The sequence below is a fragment of the Micromonospora sp. LOL_023 genome, assembly GCF_048060115.1.
GTDB lineage: Bacteria > Actinomycetota > Actinomycetes > Mycobacteriales > Micromonosporaceae > Micromonospora_E.
The window spans coordinates 62,386-79,790 of sequence record NZ_JBHMIM010000031.1 but is presented as its reverse complement, the minus strand read 5'-3'; the positions used below and the strand labels follow the sequence as shown (position 1 = coordinate 79,790).

Genomic DNA, 17,405 nt, shown 5'->3' with positions numbered 1-17,405 from the left:
GACCGGGACCGTCCTACCGCAAGGCAGGACTACCAACCGTGCGCTCACTAAAGCCCACTGAGAGGTAACGGCAGTCCTACGCCTTTCCGGAGAACCTCACCCTGGAGCAGGCCCGTGGGTGGTGGATGGAGCCCTCGCCGGCGAGCACCGTCGTCGCGGTGGATAGCTCGACCGTCCTTGGCAGCGCCAAGATGGGCCCCAACCGGCCGGGCCGAGGGGCCCATGTCGCTACAGCCAGCTTCATGGTCGATCCGAGGCACGGCGGTCGCGGCGTCGGCCGGGCCCTCGGCGAGTACGTCGTCGACTGGGCCCGCACCACCGGGTACCGCAGCATCCAGTTCAACGCGGTCGTCGAGACGAACCAGGTTGCGGTGCGGCTCTGGCGCTCGCTGGGCTTCGATGTGCTCGCCACCGTTCCGGAGGCCTTCGATCACCCGCAGCACGGTCTGGTCGGACTGCACGTGATGTTCCTGGACCTGAAAGGCGCTTGAGCGGTCGCCTGCGGTCGGCCGTACGCCGGGAACTGTTCCAGCGTGATCCCGTCGGGGGATTTTGATCCCCCAACGGGATCACGCTAGACGAGGATCCGCCCTCCAGCGTAGGGTCGGGTCAGGCCCTAGCGGTAGGACGTCTCCAGTCGGTAGAGGGCTGTGGTCCCTTCGCCGGAGTCGATCTCCGCGAGCCGGAGGCGGTCGACGGCAACGTCTGCCCGCTGACCGGTCCCGCCTGAGCCGGCGTCCGTCCAGATTTGCACCGTCCCGTGCGGCGGCAGCGCCCTGGGCCGTCGGGGAAACTGTGCCAGAGTGGCCACGTGGCGGGCGACCTTGAGGCGGCGACGGAGGCGTACCGAGCCGCGCTTGCGCGAGTGCAGGACGGCCTCGCGGAGGTCGCTTCGGCCCGAGCCGACGTGCCTGAAGTTCGCAAGCGACTTGCGGCAGCCATCGTGGTGGCGTACCGAGGTGGTGTGCGCGTCGGCGAGATTGCTCAGGTCACCGGCTACGGTCGCGAGCAGGTCCGGCGGATCTTGCGGGCTGGCGGCGTCGAACCTGAAGGTGCCGGGACTGCGGACAGCTGAGTGCAACGCCCCTCAACCGACCAGACACTCGTCAGGAGATGTAGTGCAGGATCACGTTGTGGACGTGGTGTGACTTCTGGTCGCCGCGGAACTCGACCTCGTAGGTGTGGGTGCCGACGTTGATGGCGATGGCGCCGGAGGAGAAGTACGAGCCGCCCCAGGACTTGTTGCTCACCACGCTGACACTGGTGATCTTGGAGTACGGGATGCTGGTGATGGCGAACCTCTTGCCGATGAACGACTTGTCCTGGATGATCACGCGGCGGTTGGTCAGCCCGATGAAGCCGGTGCCGGTGCCGATCGCGTCGTAGACCGCGATCACCTGCTCGCCGTCGAGTAGCCCGCTCTCGATCTGCTTGAGTTGCTCCCGCCGGTCGTACATCACGTTCGCCATGCATCTGAGGGTAAGCGGACCGGGCAACTGAGGCGGTACTCAGCCGGGGGCGACGATCGTCCGGTAGACGTCCTCGATGCGCGCGGCGAGTGCGACATCACCTTCGGTGATTCCTTCGCCGTTGGGGGCGCCGAGGTGGATCTGGGTGCGCCCTTCGACACGGCGTACGTCGGGTCGCAGGTGCAGGGCGTCCGCCGCTACCTTGATCCGCTCGGTGAGCTCGGCGTGCTGGCTGTCGTCGAGAACCAGGGTGCGCCGGATCTGCCGGCCGTGCTGCGTCCACCCGGCGAGTTGCGTCAGCGCATCGCTAAGGTAGTCGCGGCCGGCGCGGCCGGACCAGATTGCTCGCAAAGCCACACCTCCCAGGCGTCGTTGCCGGCTTGTGGCCAAATCGTCGCCATCCTGTGTCTTGGTCGGTGGCCACCAGTCTTGCCGCTGACTGGCTGGTGTGTCCACGTCCACCTTTCCGGCATCTGCTGTCCTAGCGGTCAGCAGGGTTACCCGAAACGCTGATTGATCTGGCACCCTGGTCTGCTGTGGGAGCCGGGCGAGCGAGGTATCGGGTGGTGGTCGGGGCGGCGATCGTGCTCGGCGGCCGAGTGCTGGCCTGCGCGCGCGCCCATCCGCCCCCTACCGCCGGAAAATGGGAGTTTCCGGGCGGCAAGGTGGAAACCGACGAGACCGAGGTCGACGCGCTGATCCGGGAGTGTCGCGAGGAGCTCGGCGTGGCGATCGCGGTCGGTGACCGGGTCGGCGGTGATCAGGTGCTCGGCCACGGCCGAGCCGTACTGCGGGTCTACCTGGCCAGCCTGCGCGGGCCGGCGCAGCCGACCGCGCTGGAGCATTCCGCGCTGCGGTGGCTGGCGGCGGACGAACTCGATCAGGTCGACTGGCTGCCGGCAGACAAGCCCATCGTGGCCGAGCTGCGCCCGGTGCTGCGGACTGCCGCCCGGTCGCTCAGTGACTGATGTTTCGGTCACCGACCAGCGCGTACCGAGCCGGGAGCGACGCCGACCATGCGTTTGAACGCCCGGCTGAACGCGGCCTCCGAGCCGTAGCCGAACTGGTTGGCGAGTTCCCGGACCGTTGTCCGCCCCTGCTCGAGCCGGTCGAGCGCGAGATGCATTCGCCACCGGGTGACGTACTGGAGCGCCGGCTCGCCCATGAGGCGGGTGAACCGGGACGCAAACGCCGACCGGGACATCGCGACCTCGTGCGCTAGCGAGGCGACCGTCCAGTTGCGGCCAGGTTCGCGGTGGACCGCAGCGATTGCCCGCCCGATCAGCGGGTCCGACAGGGCGCCGAGCCAGCCGGCTCGCGCTTGCGGGTCGTCGCTCTCGATCCATGACCTGATCGCCTGGATCACCAGGATGTCAGCGAGCCTGGTGGTGACGGCCTCGCCTCCCGGGCGAAGGTCCGAGACCTCGCTGGCCAGCAACGCGAGCGTGCCACCGATCCACGCGCTGGCGGGCCGGTCGGCGCCGGTCGCGTGGATGATAGGGGGCAGCAGGCGGACGAGTTGGCGGGCGGCCGGACCTTCGAACGACACCACACCGCAAACCAGGGTGGATTTCTCCCCGCCACCACCATGGCGAAGGATCGAGTAATGGGCGCTGAGGTGTTCCTGTGGTAGCAGATCGACCCGTCCGGCCTGCCCAGCTTGCGGGCCGCTCTCGAGCAAATGCCCGCGACCATGCGGCACGAGCGCGAGGTCACCGGCGCGCAGATACTGCGGCGGCGCGTCCGCGACGCTTAAACAACAACTGCCGGATGTCACTACGTGGAAGCTCAGACAGTCGCCGAACGGCGGCATCTCCAGCGCCCACGGGGCGCTGACCTCGGTCCGGCAGTAGAAGACACCGGTCATCCGGAGCAGGTGCAGTGCCTCCCCAACCGGGTCTACCGACACCCACGGCGGCTCGACCTCGACGTTCGTCATCGCGATCCCTGGACGATTGAGCATGATTCCGCGTCTTTGAACCATAGCCTGTCCGGGGCGGAGCTGGTTTCGTCGACGGTAGCCGCCAACTGCGGCAGCGACGACAGGGGAAGCCATGAAGGTACTGGTGGTCGGGGCGTCCGGTGGAACCGGACGTGCCACGGTTCGGGAACTTGGACGCCGGGCTCATGAGGTCACCGCGTTCTCGCGGAACGCGACGACGGTTGCCGGGCAGTTCGACGGCGGCCTGCTGCGCGGGTTGGACGGCGACGCCACCGACCCCCGCGACGTCGACGAGGCGGTGCGTGGGCAGGACGCGGTGATCGTCACGCTGGGTATCAGCGAGAACCCGGTGCGGGTCAGGCTACGGGGTCCGGCGTACACGTCGCCGGACGTCCGGTCCAGGGGGACCGGTGTCGTCGTCGAGGCGATGCGTCGCCACGGCGTACGCCGGTTGGTGGTGCAGACGTCGTACGGCGTCGGACCCACCCGTACTCACCTGCCCATGCTCCAGCGTCTGGTCTTCTGGGTGCTCCTGCGACCGCAGATCGCCGACACCGAGCGGCAGGAGCGGATCGTCCGGTCCAGCGGCCTGGACTGGACCGCCGTCCAGCCGGTTAACCTCACCGACGACGATGCGGCCGGGCCGCCGTTCGTGTCGACCACCGGTGAGACCCGCAGCATGAAGGTGGCCCGTACGCAGGTCGCGTGGCTCATGGCGGAGGCGGTCGAGAACGACGACCACGTCGGCGCGACACTCTCCCTCTCGGCCGACAAGCTGCGCCCGGCGTCCCGCTCGACCCCAGCCTGACCGCTGACGACGTGCCCGACTCTGCTCAGAGATTGATCGCTACCTCGAACGACCGCGAGGCGAGCCCGGCACCGCCGTGCCAGATCTCGAAGCCGGCTTCGACACCGCTGAGATACCAGTCGCGGTCGAGGTAGCCACGGCCCACCGCGTCGCGGGTGAAGACGGCCAACTCGAAGTCGTCCACCTGGTTGGTCGGGCGGGCCAGCCACACCATCAGTTCGGCACCGTCCGGGGTGCGGCGGGCGTTGGCGTCGGTGTGGAACCACAGGTCGTAGGTGGCGTTCCAGCGGCCGCCGACGTCGGCGGGATCGACCTCCAGGCACTGCAGGGTGTCGGCACCCCAGACGTTGTTCATCACCACCTGCCGCTCGCCGGCGATGTTGATCGTGTCGGCCCGGCCGCACAGCTCGCCCGCGTCGGCGACCGGCGCGAGCCAGACGAGGGTGACGCCGAGTGCGACGACGGCGGCGAAGATCATCGAGAGCAGGCGGTAGCGCCTGAGCGCAATCATGGACGCGGAGCTCCTTCGGCGGGCAGCCCGCAGGGCGCACTGATGCCGTGGGCCCGGCGGCCCGACACCGCCCACGACGGGGCGATCGACGAGATCGGCTCCCGGCTCCGCGAAGGATGTTGCGACTGTCGATCTGTCCCCGGCAATCCCATGCAGCCGGCAACCTACGGAGAATCGCCCCACCCGGTGCGCTGAGCACTGGGTGGGGCGATTCTGACCTGCGCGTTCAATGGTCCTGTGTTGGGTGTGGCCGCGTTCAGCGGTCCTGGTCAGGGTGGTGGTAGTTGAGCGACTTGTCCGGCAGCGGGAAGGTGACGTCCTCGCCGAACGGCGACGGGGCCGCCGGCTTGTCGAACGCCAACTCGCTGATCGGCAGGTGACCCTTCTCGTCCACCGCAGCCGCCTGTGGCCGGGGGACCTGACGGTGCCAGTTCACCCCACGTTTGGCGTCCGCCGCCGGGCTGTGGTCGCCCTCAGCGGGCAGGCCCGCCGCCGCGACGGTGCCGACCGGGGAGTCCAGGCCGGACTCACCGAGGCCGGAGTCGCCCGCCGTGCCGTTCTGTCCCCGCCGGAAGATCTTGCTGCCGAGCCACACAAGTGGATCGTACCGCCGGTCGACGACGCGTTCCTTCATCGGGATGATCGCGTTGTCGGTGATCTTGATGTGTTCGGGGCAGACCTCGGTGCAGCACTTGGTGATGTTGCAGTAGCCCAGACCCTGCGAGGCCTGCGCGTACTCCTTGCGGTCGGTCCGGGTGTCGAGCGGGTGCATGTCCAGTTCGGCGGCGCGGATGAACACCCGGGGGCCGGAGAACGCCGTCTTGTTGTCGTCGTGGTCACGCACCACGTGACAGGTGTTCTGGCACAGGAAGCACTCGATGCACTTGCGGAATTCCTGGGAACGCTCGACGTCGACCTGCTGCATCCGGTACTCGCCCGGGGCCAGGTCCTCCGGCGGGCTGAACGCCGGCGACTCGAGCGACTTCTGGTAGTTGAACGAGACGTCGGTGACCAGGTCCCGGATCACCGGGAAGGTCCGCAGCGGGGTGACACTGATCGTCTCGTTCTCCTCGAACGTCGACATCCGCGTCATGCAGCCCAGCTTCGGCATGCCGTTGATCTCCATGGAACAGGAGCCGCACTTGCCGGCCTTGCAGTTCCACCGGCAGGCCAGGTCGGGAGCCTCGGTGGCCTGCAGCCGGTGGATGACGTCGAGGACGACCTCGCCCTCGTTCACCTCGACCTGGTAGTCCTGCAGCTCGCCGCCGGTCTCGTCGCCCCGCCACACCTTGAAGTGGCGCTTGGTGCCCATCAGTTGTCCGCCTCCTCAGCGAGCGCGTCCTGCGCCAGCGCGTCGAACTCCACCATCTCCTCGTCGGTCAGGTACTTGGCCAGCTCCGTCCGGTCGAAGAGTTCGATCAGCTCCGGTCGCATCTTCGGCAGCGGCTGGTGCGTCAACGTGACCGTCTCGCCGTCCAGCGAACAGACCAGGTTGACCTTGCGCCACTGGGGCGCCATGGTCGGGTGGTCCTCGCGGGTGTGACCGCCCCGGGACTCGGTGCGCTCCAGCGCGGCCTTGGCGGTGCACTCCGAGACGACCAGCATGTTGCGCAGGTCCAACGCCAGGTGCCAGCCGGGGTTGTACCGGCGGCCACCAGCCGCGCTGACCTTGGTCACCCGCTCGCGCAGCTCGCTCAGCTTGACCAGGGAGTCGGCCAGCTCGCCTTCGCGGCGGATGATGCCGACCAGGTCGCCCATCACCGCCTGCAGGTCCTGCTGCAGGGTGTACGGGTTCTCGCCGGTGTCGCGCGACAGTGGGGCCAGAGCCTGATCCACCGCCTCCTCGACCTCACCGGCGGCCACCTTCGGCCGCCGGTCCAGCCCGGTCACGTACGCGGCCGCGTGCTCGCCGGCCCGCTTGCCGAAGACCAGCAGGTCGGACAGGGAGTTGCCGCCGAGCCGGTTGGAGCCGTGCATGCCGCCGGAGACCTCACCGGCGGCGAACAGGCCGCTGATGCGGCCGGCCGCCGCGGCCGTGTCCGGGTCGACCTCGACGCCACCCATCACGTAGTGGCAGGTCGGCCCGACCTCCATCGGCTGCTTGGTGATGTCGACGTCGGCCAGCTCCTTGAACTGGTGGTACATCGACGGCAGCCGGCGACGGATCTCCTCGGCCGGCAGCCGGCTGGCGATGTCCAGCAGCACCCCGCCGGACTCCGTACCGCGACCGGCCTTGACCTCGCTGTTGATCGCGCGGGCGACCTCGTCGCGGGGCAGCAGCTCCGGCGGACGCCGGTTGTTGTCCGGATCGGTGTACCAGCGGTCCGCCTCCTCCTCGGTCTCCGCGTACTGCTTGCGGAACACGTCGGGGACGTAGTCGAACATGAACCGCTTGCCGTCGGTGTTGCGCAGCACCCCGCCGTCACCGCGGACCGACTCGGTGACCAGGATGCCCTTGACCGACGGCGGCCAGACCATGCCGGTCGGGTGGAACTGCAGGAACTCCATGTTGATCAGGGTGGCGCCGGCCCGCAGGGCGAGTGCGTGCCCGTCGCCGGTGTACTCCCAGGAGTTCGAGGTCACCTTGTACGACTTGCCGACCCCACCGGTGGCCAGCACCACGGCCGGCGCTTCGAACAGGACGAACTCGCCGCTCTCCCGGTAGTAGCCGAACGCGCCGGCTACCCGGTGACCGTCCGGTGTCTCTTCGAGCATCAGCTCGGTGATGGTGGTCTCGGCGAAGACCTTGATCCGGGCGTCGTGGACGCCGTACTCCCGCTTGTCCTCCTGCTGCAGTGAGACGATCTTCTGCTGCAGGGTGCGGATCAGCTCCAGGCCGGTGCGGTCGCCGACGTGGGCCAGCCGCGGGTACTCGTGGCCACCGAAGTTGCGCTGCGAGATCTTGCCGTCCTTCGTACGGTCGAACAGCGCGCCGTACGTCTCCAGCTCCCAGATCCGCTGCGGTGACTCCTTGGCGTGCAGCTCGGCCATCCGGAAGTTGTTCAGGAACTTGCCGCCGCGCATGGTGTCGCGGAAGTGCACCTGCCAGCTGTCCCGGCTGTTCACGTTGCCCATCGCGGCGGCGGCGCCGCCCTCGGCCATCACCGTGTGCGCCTTGCCGAACAGCGACTTGGAGATGATCGCGGTGCGCTTTCCGGCCAGCCGGGCCTCGATCGCCGCCCGCAGCCCGGCGCCGCCGGCACCGATGACCACGACGTCGTAGTGGTGTCGTTCGATTCGGGTAGTCATATCGTCCAAGCCCCTAGTTGAAGAACCGCAGGTCGCTGAACCAGCCGGCGGAGAGCGCCATCACGTAGAAGTCGGTCAGCGCCAGGGTTCCGAGGGTGATCCAGGCCAGCTGCATGTGCCGGACGTTGAGCTTGGAGATGAACGTCCAGATCCGGTAGCGCACCGGGTGCTTGGAGAAGTGCTTCAGCCGGCCACCGGCGATGTGCCGGCAGGAGTGGCAGGACAGGGTGTACGCCCACAGCATGACCACGTTGACGAGCAGGACGACGTTGCCCAGGCCGACACCGAAGCCGTTCTCGCCGTCGAAGGCGAGGACCGCGTCCCAGGTGTTGATCAGCGAGATGATGGCGGCCGCGTAGAAGGCGTACCGGTGCACGTTCTGGAAGACCAGCGGGAAGCGGGTCTCGCCGGAGTAGCTCTGGTGGCCGTCCGGCACCGCGCAGGCCGGCGGCGACAGCCAGAACGCCCGGTAGTACGCCTTGCGGTAGTAGTAGCAGGTCAGCCGGAACAGCAGCAGGAACGGCAGGGTCAGCGCCGCGTCCGGGATGATCCACCAGCCGGGCAGGAACCGGCCGAAGTGCGCCGCCTCCGGTACACAGCGTTCGGTGACACATGGTGAATAGAACGGGGTCAGGTAGTGATGCTCGTCGACCCAGTAGAACTCGTGCATGAAAACACGGACCGTGGCGTAGGTGACCCAGGCACCGAGTCCGATGACGGTGATGAGCGGGGGTAGCCACCACCGGTCGGTGCGCAACGTCTTCGCCGCGATGGCGGCGCGCGCCCGCGCCTGCCCCGGCATCGTTGCCGTAGTCGTCATCCTGTCTCCCTGACGGGGCCCGGCCCTCGCAGGCGGACCCGGATATCTTCGGCCGGTACGTGGCGAGCAGGGCAGAGCCCAGATTGCCGTGCGACCGCATGCTCCAAGAACCCGCGCCGTGCGTCGTGGCAGGCGCAGTCCGGTGCACACGTTACGCCCCGTACTCGCGGACGTATGCGCAAGGGAGTCTCGCCGGTATCGCGTCGGTTACGAAAGCCCGGCCCGCCGGTCAGGGGGCGGATGTGCAGAACCTCACTGCGTTTCGAGCGGCGTCGGTCACAGATCGCCAGTCCCGCCACCCGCCGCGGCTCCATCAGGGTGAGGTATGCCTAACCTAAGGGTGAATTCGGGGGCGTCAATACCGGCGACGCCTCGCTCAGCCAGCCGCACCGCCGGTGATCTGCCAACTGGCCAGGTGCAGTGCCGGCGCGTGCCAGGACGTGCTGTCCCAGGCGTCCGGCAACCGGACGAGCTCGTCGCCCAGCCCGAGCACCGCACCCGGCGCCAACGCCTCCGGATAGGACTGGGTGAACCGCAGATTGCGCACCGCCGCGACGATCTCACCGCCCTCGACCAACCACACTCCGTTACGAGTCAGCCCGGTCACCACCAGACTGCGCGGGTCGAGCACCCGGGTGTACCACAGGTCGGTGATCAGCAGACCCCGGTCCAGCCCGGTGAGCAACCCGCCGCCGCCAGCCGCCACCGGGTCCGCCGACACCTTCGCCACCTGGTCCACCGACCCGTCCGTCGACCGGTCGGTGTCGGCCGGCACCAGCCGGACGTGCTGCGCCACCGGACCCCAGGCGGCGGTCCCGGGCGAGGCGTGCCCGGTGGACGCCATTGCGGCCTCGGCACCGGTGCGCCGATCATGGGCGAGCGCCGTCGACGTACCGGCCCGCACCAGCACCGTACGGCCGGTCGGGGTGCCCTCCGCGTCGAACGGCAACCCGCCGCCGACCGCCGGATCGTCGACCAGCGAGATCGCCGGGTCGAACTGGCGGGCTCCCAGCGAGACGAACGACCGCCGCTCCTGGTGGGCTTTGCCGGCGAAACCGTGCCGGGCCAGCATCTGCAGCAGATCCAGCACCGCCGTCGGTTCGAGCACCACCGGGTAGCGGCCCGGGGCGAGATCGGTCGGATGCCGCCCGGCCTGCGCCTTGACCGCGGCCCGGGCACCCAGCGCCGCACCGTCGAGATCGGCCAGTCGGCTCGCCGCCTGTCGGGCCACTCCGTCGACCCCGTCGACCCGGGCGATGCCGTCCATCGCCGCCTCGGCCGTGCGCCCGCCGGCGGTCTGCCCGGCACTGTTGGCGAATCCGGTCGACCGGTGCACCGTACGGCAGTAGCCGGCGCACTCCAGACCACTGGCGGCGGCGACGAAGTCGCGCACCCGCGCGGCCCGCTGGTCCGGTCCGGCCTGCGCGGTTGCCTCGTCCCACTCGCCGGCCGCCTGCGGCGGCGTCGGCCCGGCCAGCCCCGGCCACGCCGCATCCGGTGGGCAGAGCCGCACCGCGGCCAGCGTCCGGTCGACGAGCTCGGCGAGCCCGTCCGCGCCGGTCCGGGTGGTCGAGCCGATCGCCGTCCGGCCATCGAGGTGCAGTCGTAGCCACACCGTCGTCGCCGCCTCGGCGACGTTCTGGTGGATGAACGAGTTGGCGAACCGGGTCAACGCCAACGCCCGGTGGTCGACGTACACCTCCGCCTGCGCGCCCCGCCCGGCGGCCCGGCGGACCAGCTCCACCACCCGTACCGCCAGATCGGTCTCGGCCGGCGACGAGGCCGCCCCGGTCAACCCCGCGTCGAGGCTCATCCGCGCACCCCCACCCGGACGTTGGTGAACCGGGCCGGTGCCGCCGGATGCCCGGTGTGCCCGACCTGCCCCGGCTGACCCTTGCCGCAGTTCGGGGTGCCCCAGGCGACGCTCTCCGACGAGAGCATGTCCATCGACTGCCAGAACACCGGCCCGATCCCGGTGTACGTGGGGTTGCGCAGAATCCGCCCCAGCTGCCCGTTCTTGATCTCCCAGCCGATCTCACAACCGAACTGGAAGTTGAGTCGCCGGTCGTCGATCGACCAGGAACGGTTGAAGTCCATCAGCACCCCGTCGTCGGTGGCCGCGATCATCTCCGCCAGCGTGTGCGGGCCCGGCTCCAGCCCGACGTTGGTCATCCGCACCATCGGCAGCCGGGACCAGCCGTCGGCCCGTACGCTGCCGCCGTGGTCCAGGCCCGCGACGGCAGCCGAGTCCCGCCCGGCCAGTACCCCGACCCACCGTCCCTCGCGGACCGCGTCGCGCTTGACCGCCGGGCTGCCCTCGTCGTCGAACCCGAAACTGCCCAACGCCCCCGGGATGGTCGGGTCGATGGTGACGTTCATCAGCTCGGAGCCGTACCGCAGGCTGCCCAGCTGCGCCAGGTCCAGCCAGGACGTGCCGGCGAACGCCGCCTCCCAGCCGAGGATCCGGTCCAGCTCGATGGCGTGCCCCACCGACTCGTGGATCTGCAGGGCCATCTGCTCGCCGCCGAGGATCAGCGTGGTCTCCCCGGCCGGGCACGCCGGCGCGGTGAGCAGCTCCCGCGCCTCCTGCGCGATGCGCGCCGCGTGCGCCGGCAGGTCCAGACTGTCGACCAGCTCCCAGCCGCTGGTCCCGTACTGGCCCCGGTAGCTGGGGTAGGAACGCCGCTGGGTCTCGCCGTCACCGATGGCGGTCGCCGACAACCCGGCCCCGCACTCGCGGATCCGCTGGTCGATCCGGTGGCCCTCGCTGGAGACGAACCACTTGCTGGTGTCCCAGATCTGATAGAGCCCTTCGGCGAGATCGGCGCCGTTCTCCACCATCGTGCGGGTCGCCCCGACCAGCAGGTCGCCCTTGTCGGGCAGCGGCACCGACAAGGGATCGACCAGGCACGGGCTGACCCAGCTGGCCGTGCCGGCACCGGCCGGCACCAGCTCGATCGGTGGCCCCGGCACCTGGGCGCTGGCTGCGGCGATCTTCGCGGCCCGGCCGCCGGCCGCGCGGGCGGCAGCCGGCGACGGATCCGGTACGGCGTAGAAGCCCCAGCTGGACCCGACCAGTGCCCGGACCCCGAGCCCCGCGTCGCTGTGCTGGACCAGTGCCTCGATCTCCCCGTTGCGGGCGGTCATCGACTCGTAGCGGCGGTGCATCACCCGCGCGTCGGCGTACCGGGCACCGGCGTCCAGTGCCGCCTGCACAGCGGCCGTTGCCACCTCGAAGTGGGTCATGGATCAGACCTTATTCGACATCGACCCGGCCGGTCGGTCCCAACGGGCTCAGTCGATCGATCCCAACGGGCTCAGTCGGTCGATCCCAACGACTGGCGGAGAAAGCCGAGTTCGGCGCGGCGCAGCGCGACCGCGTCCTGGTCCGCGTCGGCGGCCAGCGGCAGCACCGCGTGTGGCCGGCCGGTGGCCAGTAGCGCGGCGGACAGCCGCAGTGTGTGTGCCACCGGCACGACGTCGTCGGCCAACCGGTGCACCAGCAGCAGCGGCCGCACCTCGTCGCTGCCGGCGACCGGTTCACCGGCAAGCTCGACGAGGCTGTGGTGCGGGTAGATCTCCCCACCTTCCTCCGGGGTGCCCAGATAGCGCTCGGCGTACGCGGCGCGCAGCAGGCCCCAGTCGGTGATCGGCCCGCGCGCCACCGCCGCCCGGAACACGTCCGGCCGGCGCAGCACGGCCAGCGCGGCGAGCCAGCCACCGAAGCCGGTGCCCCGGGTCACCACCTGGTCGAGGTCAAGGTCGGGGTGTTTCTCGGCGAGCGCGGTCAGCGCGTCCACCTGGTCGGCGAGCAGCACGTCGGCCAGCCGCCGGTGCACCACCTTTTCGAAGCTCGGGGCGATTCCGGGCGTACCCCGGTTGTCGACGGTGACCACCGCGAACCCGGCGTCGGCCCACCACTGACGGGCCAGCCAGCCGGCCCGCTCCGCACGCACCTGCTGCCGGCCCGGGCCGCCGTGCACGTCGAGCAGCACCGGCAGCCGCCGGCCGTCGACGTGGGCCTGCGGGTAGAGCACCCCGGCCGGCAGCCGTCGGTCGGTGACCCGTTGCAGCGCCGGCCGGGGCGTCGCCGAGGGGACGGCCGACAGACTGCGCAGTACGCCGAGTTCGTCGTCGCCGCGCGAGATCGTCCAGCGGGTTCCGTGCTGGTCCAGGGTGGCCGAGCCGACCACGAGTACGTCGCCGCCGACCGCCGCGACGTGCCAGCCGGGGCTGGTGGTGATCCGGGCGGCGTCCAGTCCGCCGGAACCGGCGGCGGTCCGGACCCGGAACAGATGCTGTTCGCTGGGTTCGCCGTCGCTCGCCTCGATCAGCAGGTCCGGGCTGGTCTGCCGCCCGGGTAGCCGGCCCACCACCCGCCGCACGTACAGCGCCGCCGGGGTGAGCAGGGTGCCGTCGGCGAACAGGCAGCGGGCGTCGTAGCCGTCGTGGGCGAGTTCGCCGCCGACCAGTACCCGGCCGTCGGACAAGTAGCTGGGGGTGCCGGGGATCGGCTCCACCCAGCGCGGGTCGGCGAGTTCGGCGTGCACCTGCGTCTCGCCGGTGCGCGGGTCGATGGAGAGCACCAGGCCGTGCTGTTGCAGCCGACGTAGCACGGTGATCAGTGGTCCGCCGTCGGACCAGGCGACCGACACCAGGTACGGGTAGGTCTCGCGGTCCCAGTGCACGTCGACCCAGCCGCCGTCGAGGTCGAGCAGGTGCAGCGTCACCTCGGCGACCGGTCCGCCGCAGACCGGATACGGCTGGGCGGGCGCCGGCTGCTGCGGGTACGTCGGGTCGGCGTACTGCCAGCGGGGGAGTCGGGAATGGTCCACCCGGGCGGTGAGGATGGTCTGTCCGTCCGGGGACCACCAGTAACCACGGTCGCGGCCGAAGTCGGTCGCGGCCGGGTCGGGCAGTGCCCAGGTGATGCCGCTGTCCTCACCGGCGAGCAGGACATCGGTGCCGTCGTCGTGGACGACCCGCAGCTTGCCGGGGGTGCCGTCGGCGGTGATCCCTGCGGGGCCGTCGGTGCTGTCCGCGTCGCTGTCGGAGACGTAGGCGATCCGGCTGCCGGTCGGGTCGGGGCGGGCGTCGACGACGGTGCCGACCGTCGGCACCTCGACCACGTCGCCGTTGGCCAGATCGGCCCGGAAGAGCCGGCCGGCCAGGGTGAACACGGCGATCCGGGCGGCCGGGTCGGTGGCGTAGCGGGTGATCGAGCCGGCCCGGACCGCCGCAGGTGCCGTCGTGGCCGGCGTGGCCGGGTCGGCCGGACCAGCCAGCAGCACCGTCGGGTCGGCGATCCGGCGCTCTTCGCCGGTGCCGGTGTCGAACACCCAGAGGCTGTCGGCCGGATCGTGTGGGCCGGTGGAGCGCAGGAACACGACGCGGGCGCCGTCGACGCCCACGGTCACCGCCCGTGGGGCGCCCCGGGCGAATCCACTGGTACGGACGGCAGGATGCGCAATTTCCACTCCCGGATCGTAGAACCGGTGGATCGGTGATGAGACCGGTAATCCACTGCGGTCCCCATCCGGCGTAATGTTGCCCGAGTGACCGACACCGCCGCCAAACGGCTCCTGCTGGTGCACGCCCATCCGGACGACGAGACGATCGGCACCGGTGCCACGATGGCCCGGTACGCCGCCGACGGCGCCCACGTCACGCTGATCACCTGCACGCTCGGTGAGGAAGGCGAGATCCACGTGCCGGCGTTGGCCGGGCTGGCGGCCGACGCCGCCGACCAGCTGGGCGGGGTCCGGATCGGCGAGCTCGAAGCCGCCTGTGCGGCGTTGGGCGTGTCCGACCACCGTTTCCTCGGCGGGGCCGGGCGCTACCGGGACTCCGGGATGATGGGCCTGTCGACCAACGACCATCCGCGCGCGTTCTGGCAGGCCGATCTCGACGAGGCCGCCGGGCACCTGCTGGCGGTGCTGCGGGAGGTCCGCCCGCAGGTGGTGATCACCTACGACGACAACGGGTTCTACGGTCATCCGGACCACATCCAGGCGCACCGGGTGACGATGCGGGCGGCCGAGTTGGCGGCGGCCGAGGGCATCGGACCCGCCAAGATCTATTTCACCGCCATGCCGAAGAGCGTGCTGGCTGCCGGGATCGATGCCTTCCGGGGCGCGGCCGACAACCCGTTCGCCGGCGTGGAACAGGTCGACGAACTGCCGTTCGGCACCCCTGACCCGCAGATCGCGGCCCGGATCGACGGCACCGACCAGTACGCGGCGAAGCTGGCCGCGATGCGCGCGCACGCTACCCAGATCCCGTCCGACTCCTGGCTGTACGCGCTCGCCGGCAACGTCGGTGGCGAATTCATGGGGGTGGAGTACTTCACCCTCGCCCACGGCGAACGCGGGCCGGGCAGCGGGCAGTACGGCTGGGAGAGTGACCTGTTCGCCGGCCTGCCCACCGCCGAGGTGCCGTTGCCGTGACCCTGCCCGGCGCGTCCGGCCAGGTGTCGGCGGTGGAGGAGGCGGTGGTGCCGCTGGCACCGGCCGCGCCGCCGGGCCGGCTGCGCCGGCTCGCCGGACTGGGCCTGCGGGCCGTCGGTGCCCTGGTCGCGGTGGTCGCGGCGCTGCTCACCGCGGTTCTGGAGGTGCTGCTGGCCGCCGTCCGTGTCGGCGGCCACCTCGTCGGAGTGTCGGTACTGCTGGCGGTCGTGGGCAACGTCCTGCTGAGCTGGTTCGCGGTCCGGGCGGTGGGGGCCCGGTGGGCGGTGGCACTGCCGGCGACCGGCTGGTTCGCGGTGATGGTGTTGGCCGCGGGCGGCACGACCGAAGGTGACGTCCTGCTGGACGGCAACAACTGGGTGGGATTCGCCATGATCTTCGCCGGTGCGATCGCGTACGCGGTGATCGGATTTCGGGCGATCCTGGCCCAGCCGGCCAGACCCGCTCGACCGGTGCGTCGTCGGCCGGACATCGGGAGCTGACGCGGCCGCTGACGGATCCTAGAATCGTCGTACACCAGAACTGGTACGGAAACTCGCCTGTGTCGATGGCGTGTCATGCCCGCGGCGCGGGTGACGGATGTGGGAGGTGCAGATGAGGCAGCGATGGCTGCCGGTCGGCGTGCTCGCCGGTGTGCTGTTCGCGGTCAACGTCGTGGCCCGGCTGGTCTCCCGGTTCGCCCTGGACGCCGACGCGGAGATGCAGGACCGGCTTTCGCTGGCCATGTTCCTGGTCATCGGGATCGTCCTCGGCCTGGTGGCGTTCGTCTGGGGGCGACGTCGGCCGGTCGAGCGATGGGGCGGCGACGTGGCGTTGGCGATCCTGGGCGCGCTGGTGCTGACCATCTTCGTCGGGCCGTTCGTCAACGGCGACCATCCGTTCTCCAACGGCGCCGGGGCGTTCTTCTCCCAGGTGTGGCTCTATGCCGGGTTCTCCGCCGGTGGGGTGCTGCTGGGCTACCTGGTGTTGATCGCCCTTGGCTGGGATCACCGGTCGCAGTCGCTCAAGCGGTACGCCGAGACCAAGCTCAGCAAGCCCCGCCGGGTGGTTCGCCGCTGACCGTCCGTCGCCACGGCAGGTAGACGTGATGGGTGGTGAACCCGAGTCGAAGGTAGAGCGCGGTCGCCGGGTTGCGCTGCTCGACCTGCAGGAAGGCGTGTCGGGCGCCCATCTCGTCGTGCGCCCAGCCGGCCACCGCCCGCAGCACGTGGGTGGCAAGCCCGTGGCGGCGGGCGGCCGGGGTGACCGCCAGCAGCGCGACAGCGCACCACCTGCGGTCGGCGCTGACCGTCGCGCGGGCGACGGCGACCAACTCACCGTCCTGCCGCAGGTGCGCGAACCGTACGTGCGGTGCTCCGGTGAGCAGCCTGTGCGCGGCGGGCGGCAGCGGACCGCCGGGCGACCTGCTGGCCGCCACGACGGCGAGCCACTCGTCGGACGGCTCACGGTCCAGGCGTACCGGTGGCAGCCCGCGTCGTCGCGTCGCCGGCTCGGTCCGGTCGTTCCCCGGGTCGGTCCGGTCACTCGCGCGGGTGACGACGTCGGTCAGTTGCGCGGTCTGGACCAGCGTCAGCGGCCGGGCCTGCCAGCCCTGGCCGGCGAGCTCGGTCGCGACCGCGGCGGCGGCCGGCAGCGGTACGTTGAACTGTGCTGGCAGGCCGTGCTCGGCGTACCAGGCGTCGACCGCGTCCACCGCCTCGGCCAGCGGCCGGCCCGGATCGCCCAGCGGCAGCGCCGAGTTCGCCCGGCCGGTCCACCCGTCGGTGGCGCGCAGCAGCCAGTCGCCGAGCCGGTGCTGCACCGCCGCCGGCCAGGACTCGTTCGCGGTGAGCTCCAGCCGGCCGATCTCGTCCGCCTCCCGCCGCGCGGCGCGTACCGCGCTCGGGTTGGTCGTCGGCGGTACCAACTTGCTGCGGTGCACGTCGGCGCGGGCGACCCGCTGCGGCCCGTGCCGGGTCAGCACCGTGAGTTCGGTCTCGGTCAACTCGGCCAGCAGGCCGAGTAGGTCGGTAAAGAGCGGACGATCTCCGCCAACACCTATAATTTTGCGGACTACCACGCGGCGTCCCACATCTTGTGGCCGGAGCACGATCGACCTCCTTCCCGGCGAGATACTAGGCTCGGAACGCCGCGGGCGATCGC

At 70.5% G+C, this 17,405-nt stretch carries 17 protein-coding genes and 2 pseudogenes; 6 read left to right on the top strand and 13 right to left on the bottom strand.

Annotated elements, in window-relative coordinates; translation table 11 throughout:
• The first annotated feature begins 101 nt into the window (after positions 1 to 101).
• Positions 102 to 491 carry a GNAT family N-acetyltransferase gene (locus ACFHVL_RS17980; protein ID WP_416629222.1) on the top strand — a complete coding sequence of 130 codons (390 nt, stop codon included), beginning with the start codon at positions 102 to 104 and terminating at the stop codon, positions 489 to 491.
• A 125-nt stretch (positions 492 to 616) separates the two neighbouring features.
• Here ACFHVL_RS17980 and ACFHVL_RS17975 read toward each other — a convergent pair whose 3' ends face one another.
• Genes ACFHVL_RS17975 through ACFHVL_RS17965 form a run of 3 tightly spaced genes read right to left on the bottom strand, consistent with a single transcriptional unit; the run spans position 617 to position 1,826 of the window.
• Positions 617 to 1,081 carry a hypothetical protein gene (locus ACFHVL_RS17975; protein ID WP_416629215.1) on the bottom strand — a complete coding sequence of 155 codons (465 nt, stop codon included), beginning with the start codon at positions 1,079 to 1,081 and terminating at the stop codon, positions 617 to 619.
• A gap of 25 nt (positions 1,082 to 1,106) precedes the next feature.
• Positions 1,107 to 1,469, bottom strand: coding sequence for a PH domain-containing protein (locus ACFHVL_RS17970; protein ID WP_416629214.1), 363 nt, complete (start codon positions 1,467 to 1,469; stop codon positions 1,107 to 1,109).
• 39 nt (positions 1,470 to 1,508) lie between these two features.
• A complete protein-coding gene (locus ACFHVL_RS17965; RefSeq protein WP_416629213.1) occupies positions 1,509 to 1,826 on the bottom strand; it encodes a 4a-hydroxytetrahydrobiopterin dehydratase in 318 nt (105 codons plus the stop codon).
• Positions 1,827 to 2,032: 206 nt separating this feature from the next.
• Here ACFHVL_RS17965 and ACFHVL_RS17960 point away from each other — a divergent pair, with 206 nt between their 5' ends.
• On the top strand, positions 2,033 to 2,437 hold the full coding sequence (locus ACFHVL_RS17960) for a (deoxy)nucleoside triphosphate pyrophosphohydrolase (RefSeq protein ID WP_416629221.1): 405 nt from the start codon (positions 2,033 to 2,035) through the stop codon (positions 2,435 to 2,437).
• Positions 2,438 to 2,445: 8 nt separating this feature from the next.
• On the opposite strand, the gene ACFHVL_RS17955 is transcribed toward ACFHVL_RS17960, so the two are convergent.
• The gene (locus ACFHVL_RS17955) at positions 2,446 to 3,408 is read right to left on the bottom strand and encodes an AraC family transcriptional regulator (RefSeq protein ID WP_416629211.1); all 963 of its coding nucleotides are present in this window, start codon (positions 3,406 to 3,408) and stop codon (positions 2,446 to 2,448) included.
• A gap of 115 nt (positions 3,409 to 3,523) precedes the next feature.
• On the opposite strand from ACFHVL_RS17955, the gene ACFHVL_RS17950 reads away from it, so the two are divergent.
• A complete protein-coding gene (locus ACFHVL_RS17950; RefSeq protein ID WP_416629210.1) occupies positions 3,524 to 4,219 on the top strand; it encodes an NAD(P)-dependent oxidoreductase in 696 nt (231 codons plus the stop codon).
• Positions 4,220 to 4,244: 25 nt separating this feature from the next.
• Here ACFHVL_RS17950 and ACFHVL_RS17945 read toward each other — a convergent pair whose 3' ends face one another.
• From ACFHVL_RS17945 to ACFHVL_RS17910, 8 genes and pseudogenes are all read right to left on the bottom strand, one after another.
• Positions 4,245 to 4,730 (bottom strand): hypothetical protein, encoded by a 486-nt coding sequence (locus ACFHVL_RS17945; RefSeq protein WP_416629209.1) that lies wholly within the window; start codon positions 4,728 to 4,730, stop codon positions 4,245 to 4,247.
• A gap of 256 nt (positions 4,731 to 4,986) precedes the next feature.
• Positions 4,987 to 5,208: pseudogene (locus ACFHVL_RS17940) on the bottom strand (succinate dehydrogenase/fumarate reductase iron-sulfur subunit); the annotation flags it as partial.
• A gap of 77 nt (positions 5,209 to 5,285) precedes the next feature.
• Positions 5,286 to 6,042: pseudogene (locus ACFHVL_RS17935) on the bottom strand (succinate dehydrogenase/fumarate reductase iron-sulfur subunit); the annotation flags it as partial.
• Positions 6,042 to 7,979: a fumarate reductase/succinate dehydrogenase flavoprotein subunit gene (locus tag ACFHVL_RS17930; protein ID WP_416629208.1), complete on the bottom strand. Its 1,938-nt coding sequence runs from the start codon at positions 7,977 to 7,979 to the stop codon at positions 6,042 to 6,044. The pseudogene ACFHVL_RS17935 and the gene ACFHVL_RS17930, both read right to left, overlap by 1 nt.
• A gap of 13 nt (positions 7,980 to 7,992) precedes the next feature.
• Positions 7,993 to 8,799, bottom strand: coding sequence for a hypothetical protein (locus ACFHVL_RS17925; RefSeq protein WP_416629206.1), 807 nt, complete (start codon positions 8,797 to 8,799; stop codon positions 7,993 to 7,995).
• A gap of 376 nt (positions 8,800 to 9,175) precedes the next feature.
• Positions 9,176 to 10,594, bottom strand: a complete 1,419-nt coding sequence (locus ACFHVL_RS17920) for a TldD/PmbA family protein (protein WP_416629219.1) — start codon at positions 10,592 to 10,594, stop codon at positions 9,176 to 9,178.
• 14 nt (positions 10,595 to 10,608) lie between these two features.
• Positions 10,609 to 12,045, bottom strand: a complete 1,437-nt coding sequence (locus ACFHVL_RS17915) for a TldD/PmbA family protein (protein ID WP_416629204.1) — start codon at positions 12,043 to 12,045, stop codon at positions 10,609 to 10,611.
• A 71-nt stretch (positions 12,046 to 12,116) separates the two neighbouring features.
• Positions 12,117 to 14,276: a prolyl oligopeptidase family serine peptidase gene (locus ACFHVL_RS17910; RefSeq protein WP_416629202.1), complete on the bottom strand. Its 2,160-nt coding sequence runs from the start codon at positions 14,274 to 14,276 to the stop codon at positions 12,117 to 12,119.
• A 78-nt stretch (positions 14,277 to 14,354) separates the two neighbouring features.
• Between ACFHVL_RS17910 and mshB the strand changes: the two genes are divergently transcribed.
• The 3 genes from mshB to ACFHVL_RS17895 all read left to right on the top strand — a co-directional run bounded on the left by mshB (position 14,355) and on the right by ACFHVL_RS17895 (position 16,322).
• Entirely contained in the window at positions 14,355 to 15,245 is an 891-nt protein-coding gene (mshB, locus tag ACFHVL_RS17905) for an N-acetyl-1-D-myo-inositol-2-amino-2-deoxy-alpha-D-glucopyranoside deacetylase (protein ID WP_416629201.1), read from the top strand.
• Positions 15,242 to 15,745: a hypothetical protein gene (locus ACFHVL_RS17900; protein WP_416629199.1), complete on the top strand. Its 504-nt coding sequence runs from the start codon at positions 15,242 to 15,244 to the stop codon at positions 15,743 to 15,745. The genes mshB and ACFHVL_RS17900 overlap by 4 nt, the downstream gene beginning before the upstream one ends.
• A gap of 112 nt (positions 15,746 to 15,857) precedes the next feature.
• Positions 15,858 to 16,322 carry a hypothetical protein gene (locus tag ACFHVL_RS17895; protein ID WP_416629198.1) on the top strand — a complete coding sequence of 155 codons (465 nt, stop codon included), beginning with the start codon at positions 15,858 to 15,860 and terminating at the stop codon, positions 16,320 to 16,322.
• Here ACFHVL_RS17895 and ACFHVL_RS17890 read toward each other — a convergent pair.
• Positions 16,291 to 17,352 (bottom strand): GNAT family N-acetyltransferase, encoded by a 1,062-nt coding sequence (locus tag ACFHVL_RS17890; protein WP_416629197.1) that lies wholly within the window; start codon positions 17,350 to 17,352, stop codon positions 16,291 to 16,293. The two genes, ACFHVL_RS17895 and ACFHVL_RS17890, sit on opposite strands and share 32 nt — an antisense overlap.
• Positions 17,353 to 17,405: the final 53 nt, after the last annotated feature.

Coding starts and splice junctions, on each gene's coding strand:
- ACFHVL_RS17970 (WP_416629214.1), bottom strand. CDS start 1,469: ATGGCGAACGTGATGTACGACCGGCGGGAGCAACTCAAGCAGATCGAG.
- ACFHVL_RS17955 (WP_416629211.1), bottom strand. CDS start 3,408: ATGACGAACGTCGAGGTCGAGCCGCCGTGGGTGTCGGTAGACCCGGTT.
- ACFHVL_RS17950 (WP_416629210.1), top strand. CDS start 3,524: ATGAAGGTACTGGTGGTCGGGGCGTCCGGTGGAACCGGACGTGCCACG.
- ACFHVL_RS17945 (WP_416629209.1), bottom strand. CDS start 4,730: ATGATTGCGCTCAGGCGCTACCGCCTGCTCTCGATGATCTTCGCCGCC.
- ACFHVL_RS17930 (WP_416629208.1), bottom strand. CDS start 7,979: ATGACTACCCGAATCGAACGACACCACTACGACGTCGTGGTCATCGGT.
- ACFHVL_RS17925 (WP_416629206.1), bottom strand. CDS start 8,799: ATGACGACTACGGCAACGATGCCGGGGCAGGCGCGGGCGCGCGCCGCC.
- ACFHVL_RS17915 (WP_416629204.1), bottom strand. CDS start 12,045: ATGACCCACTTCGAGGTGGCAACGGCCGCTGTGCAGGCGGCACTGGAC.
- ACFHVL_RS17895 (WP_416629198.1), top strand. CDS start 15,858: ATGAGGCAGCGATGGCTGCCGGTCGGCGTGCTCGCCGGTGTGCTGTTC.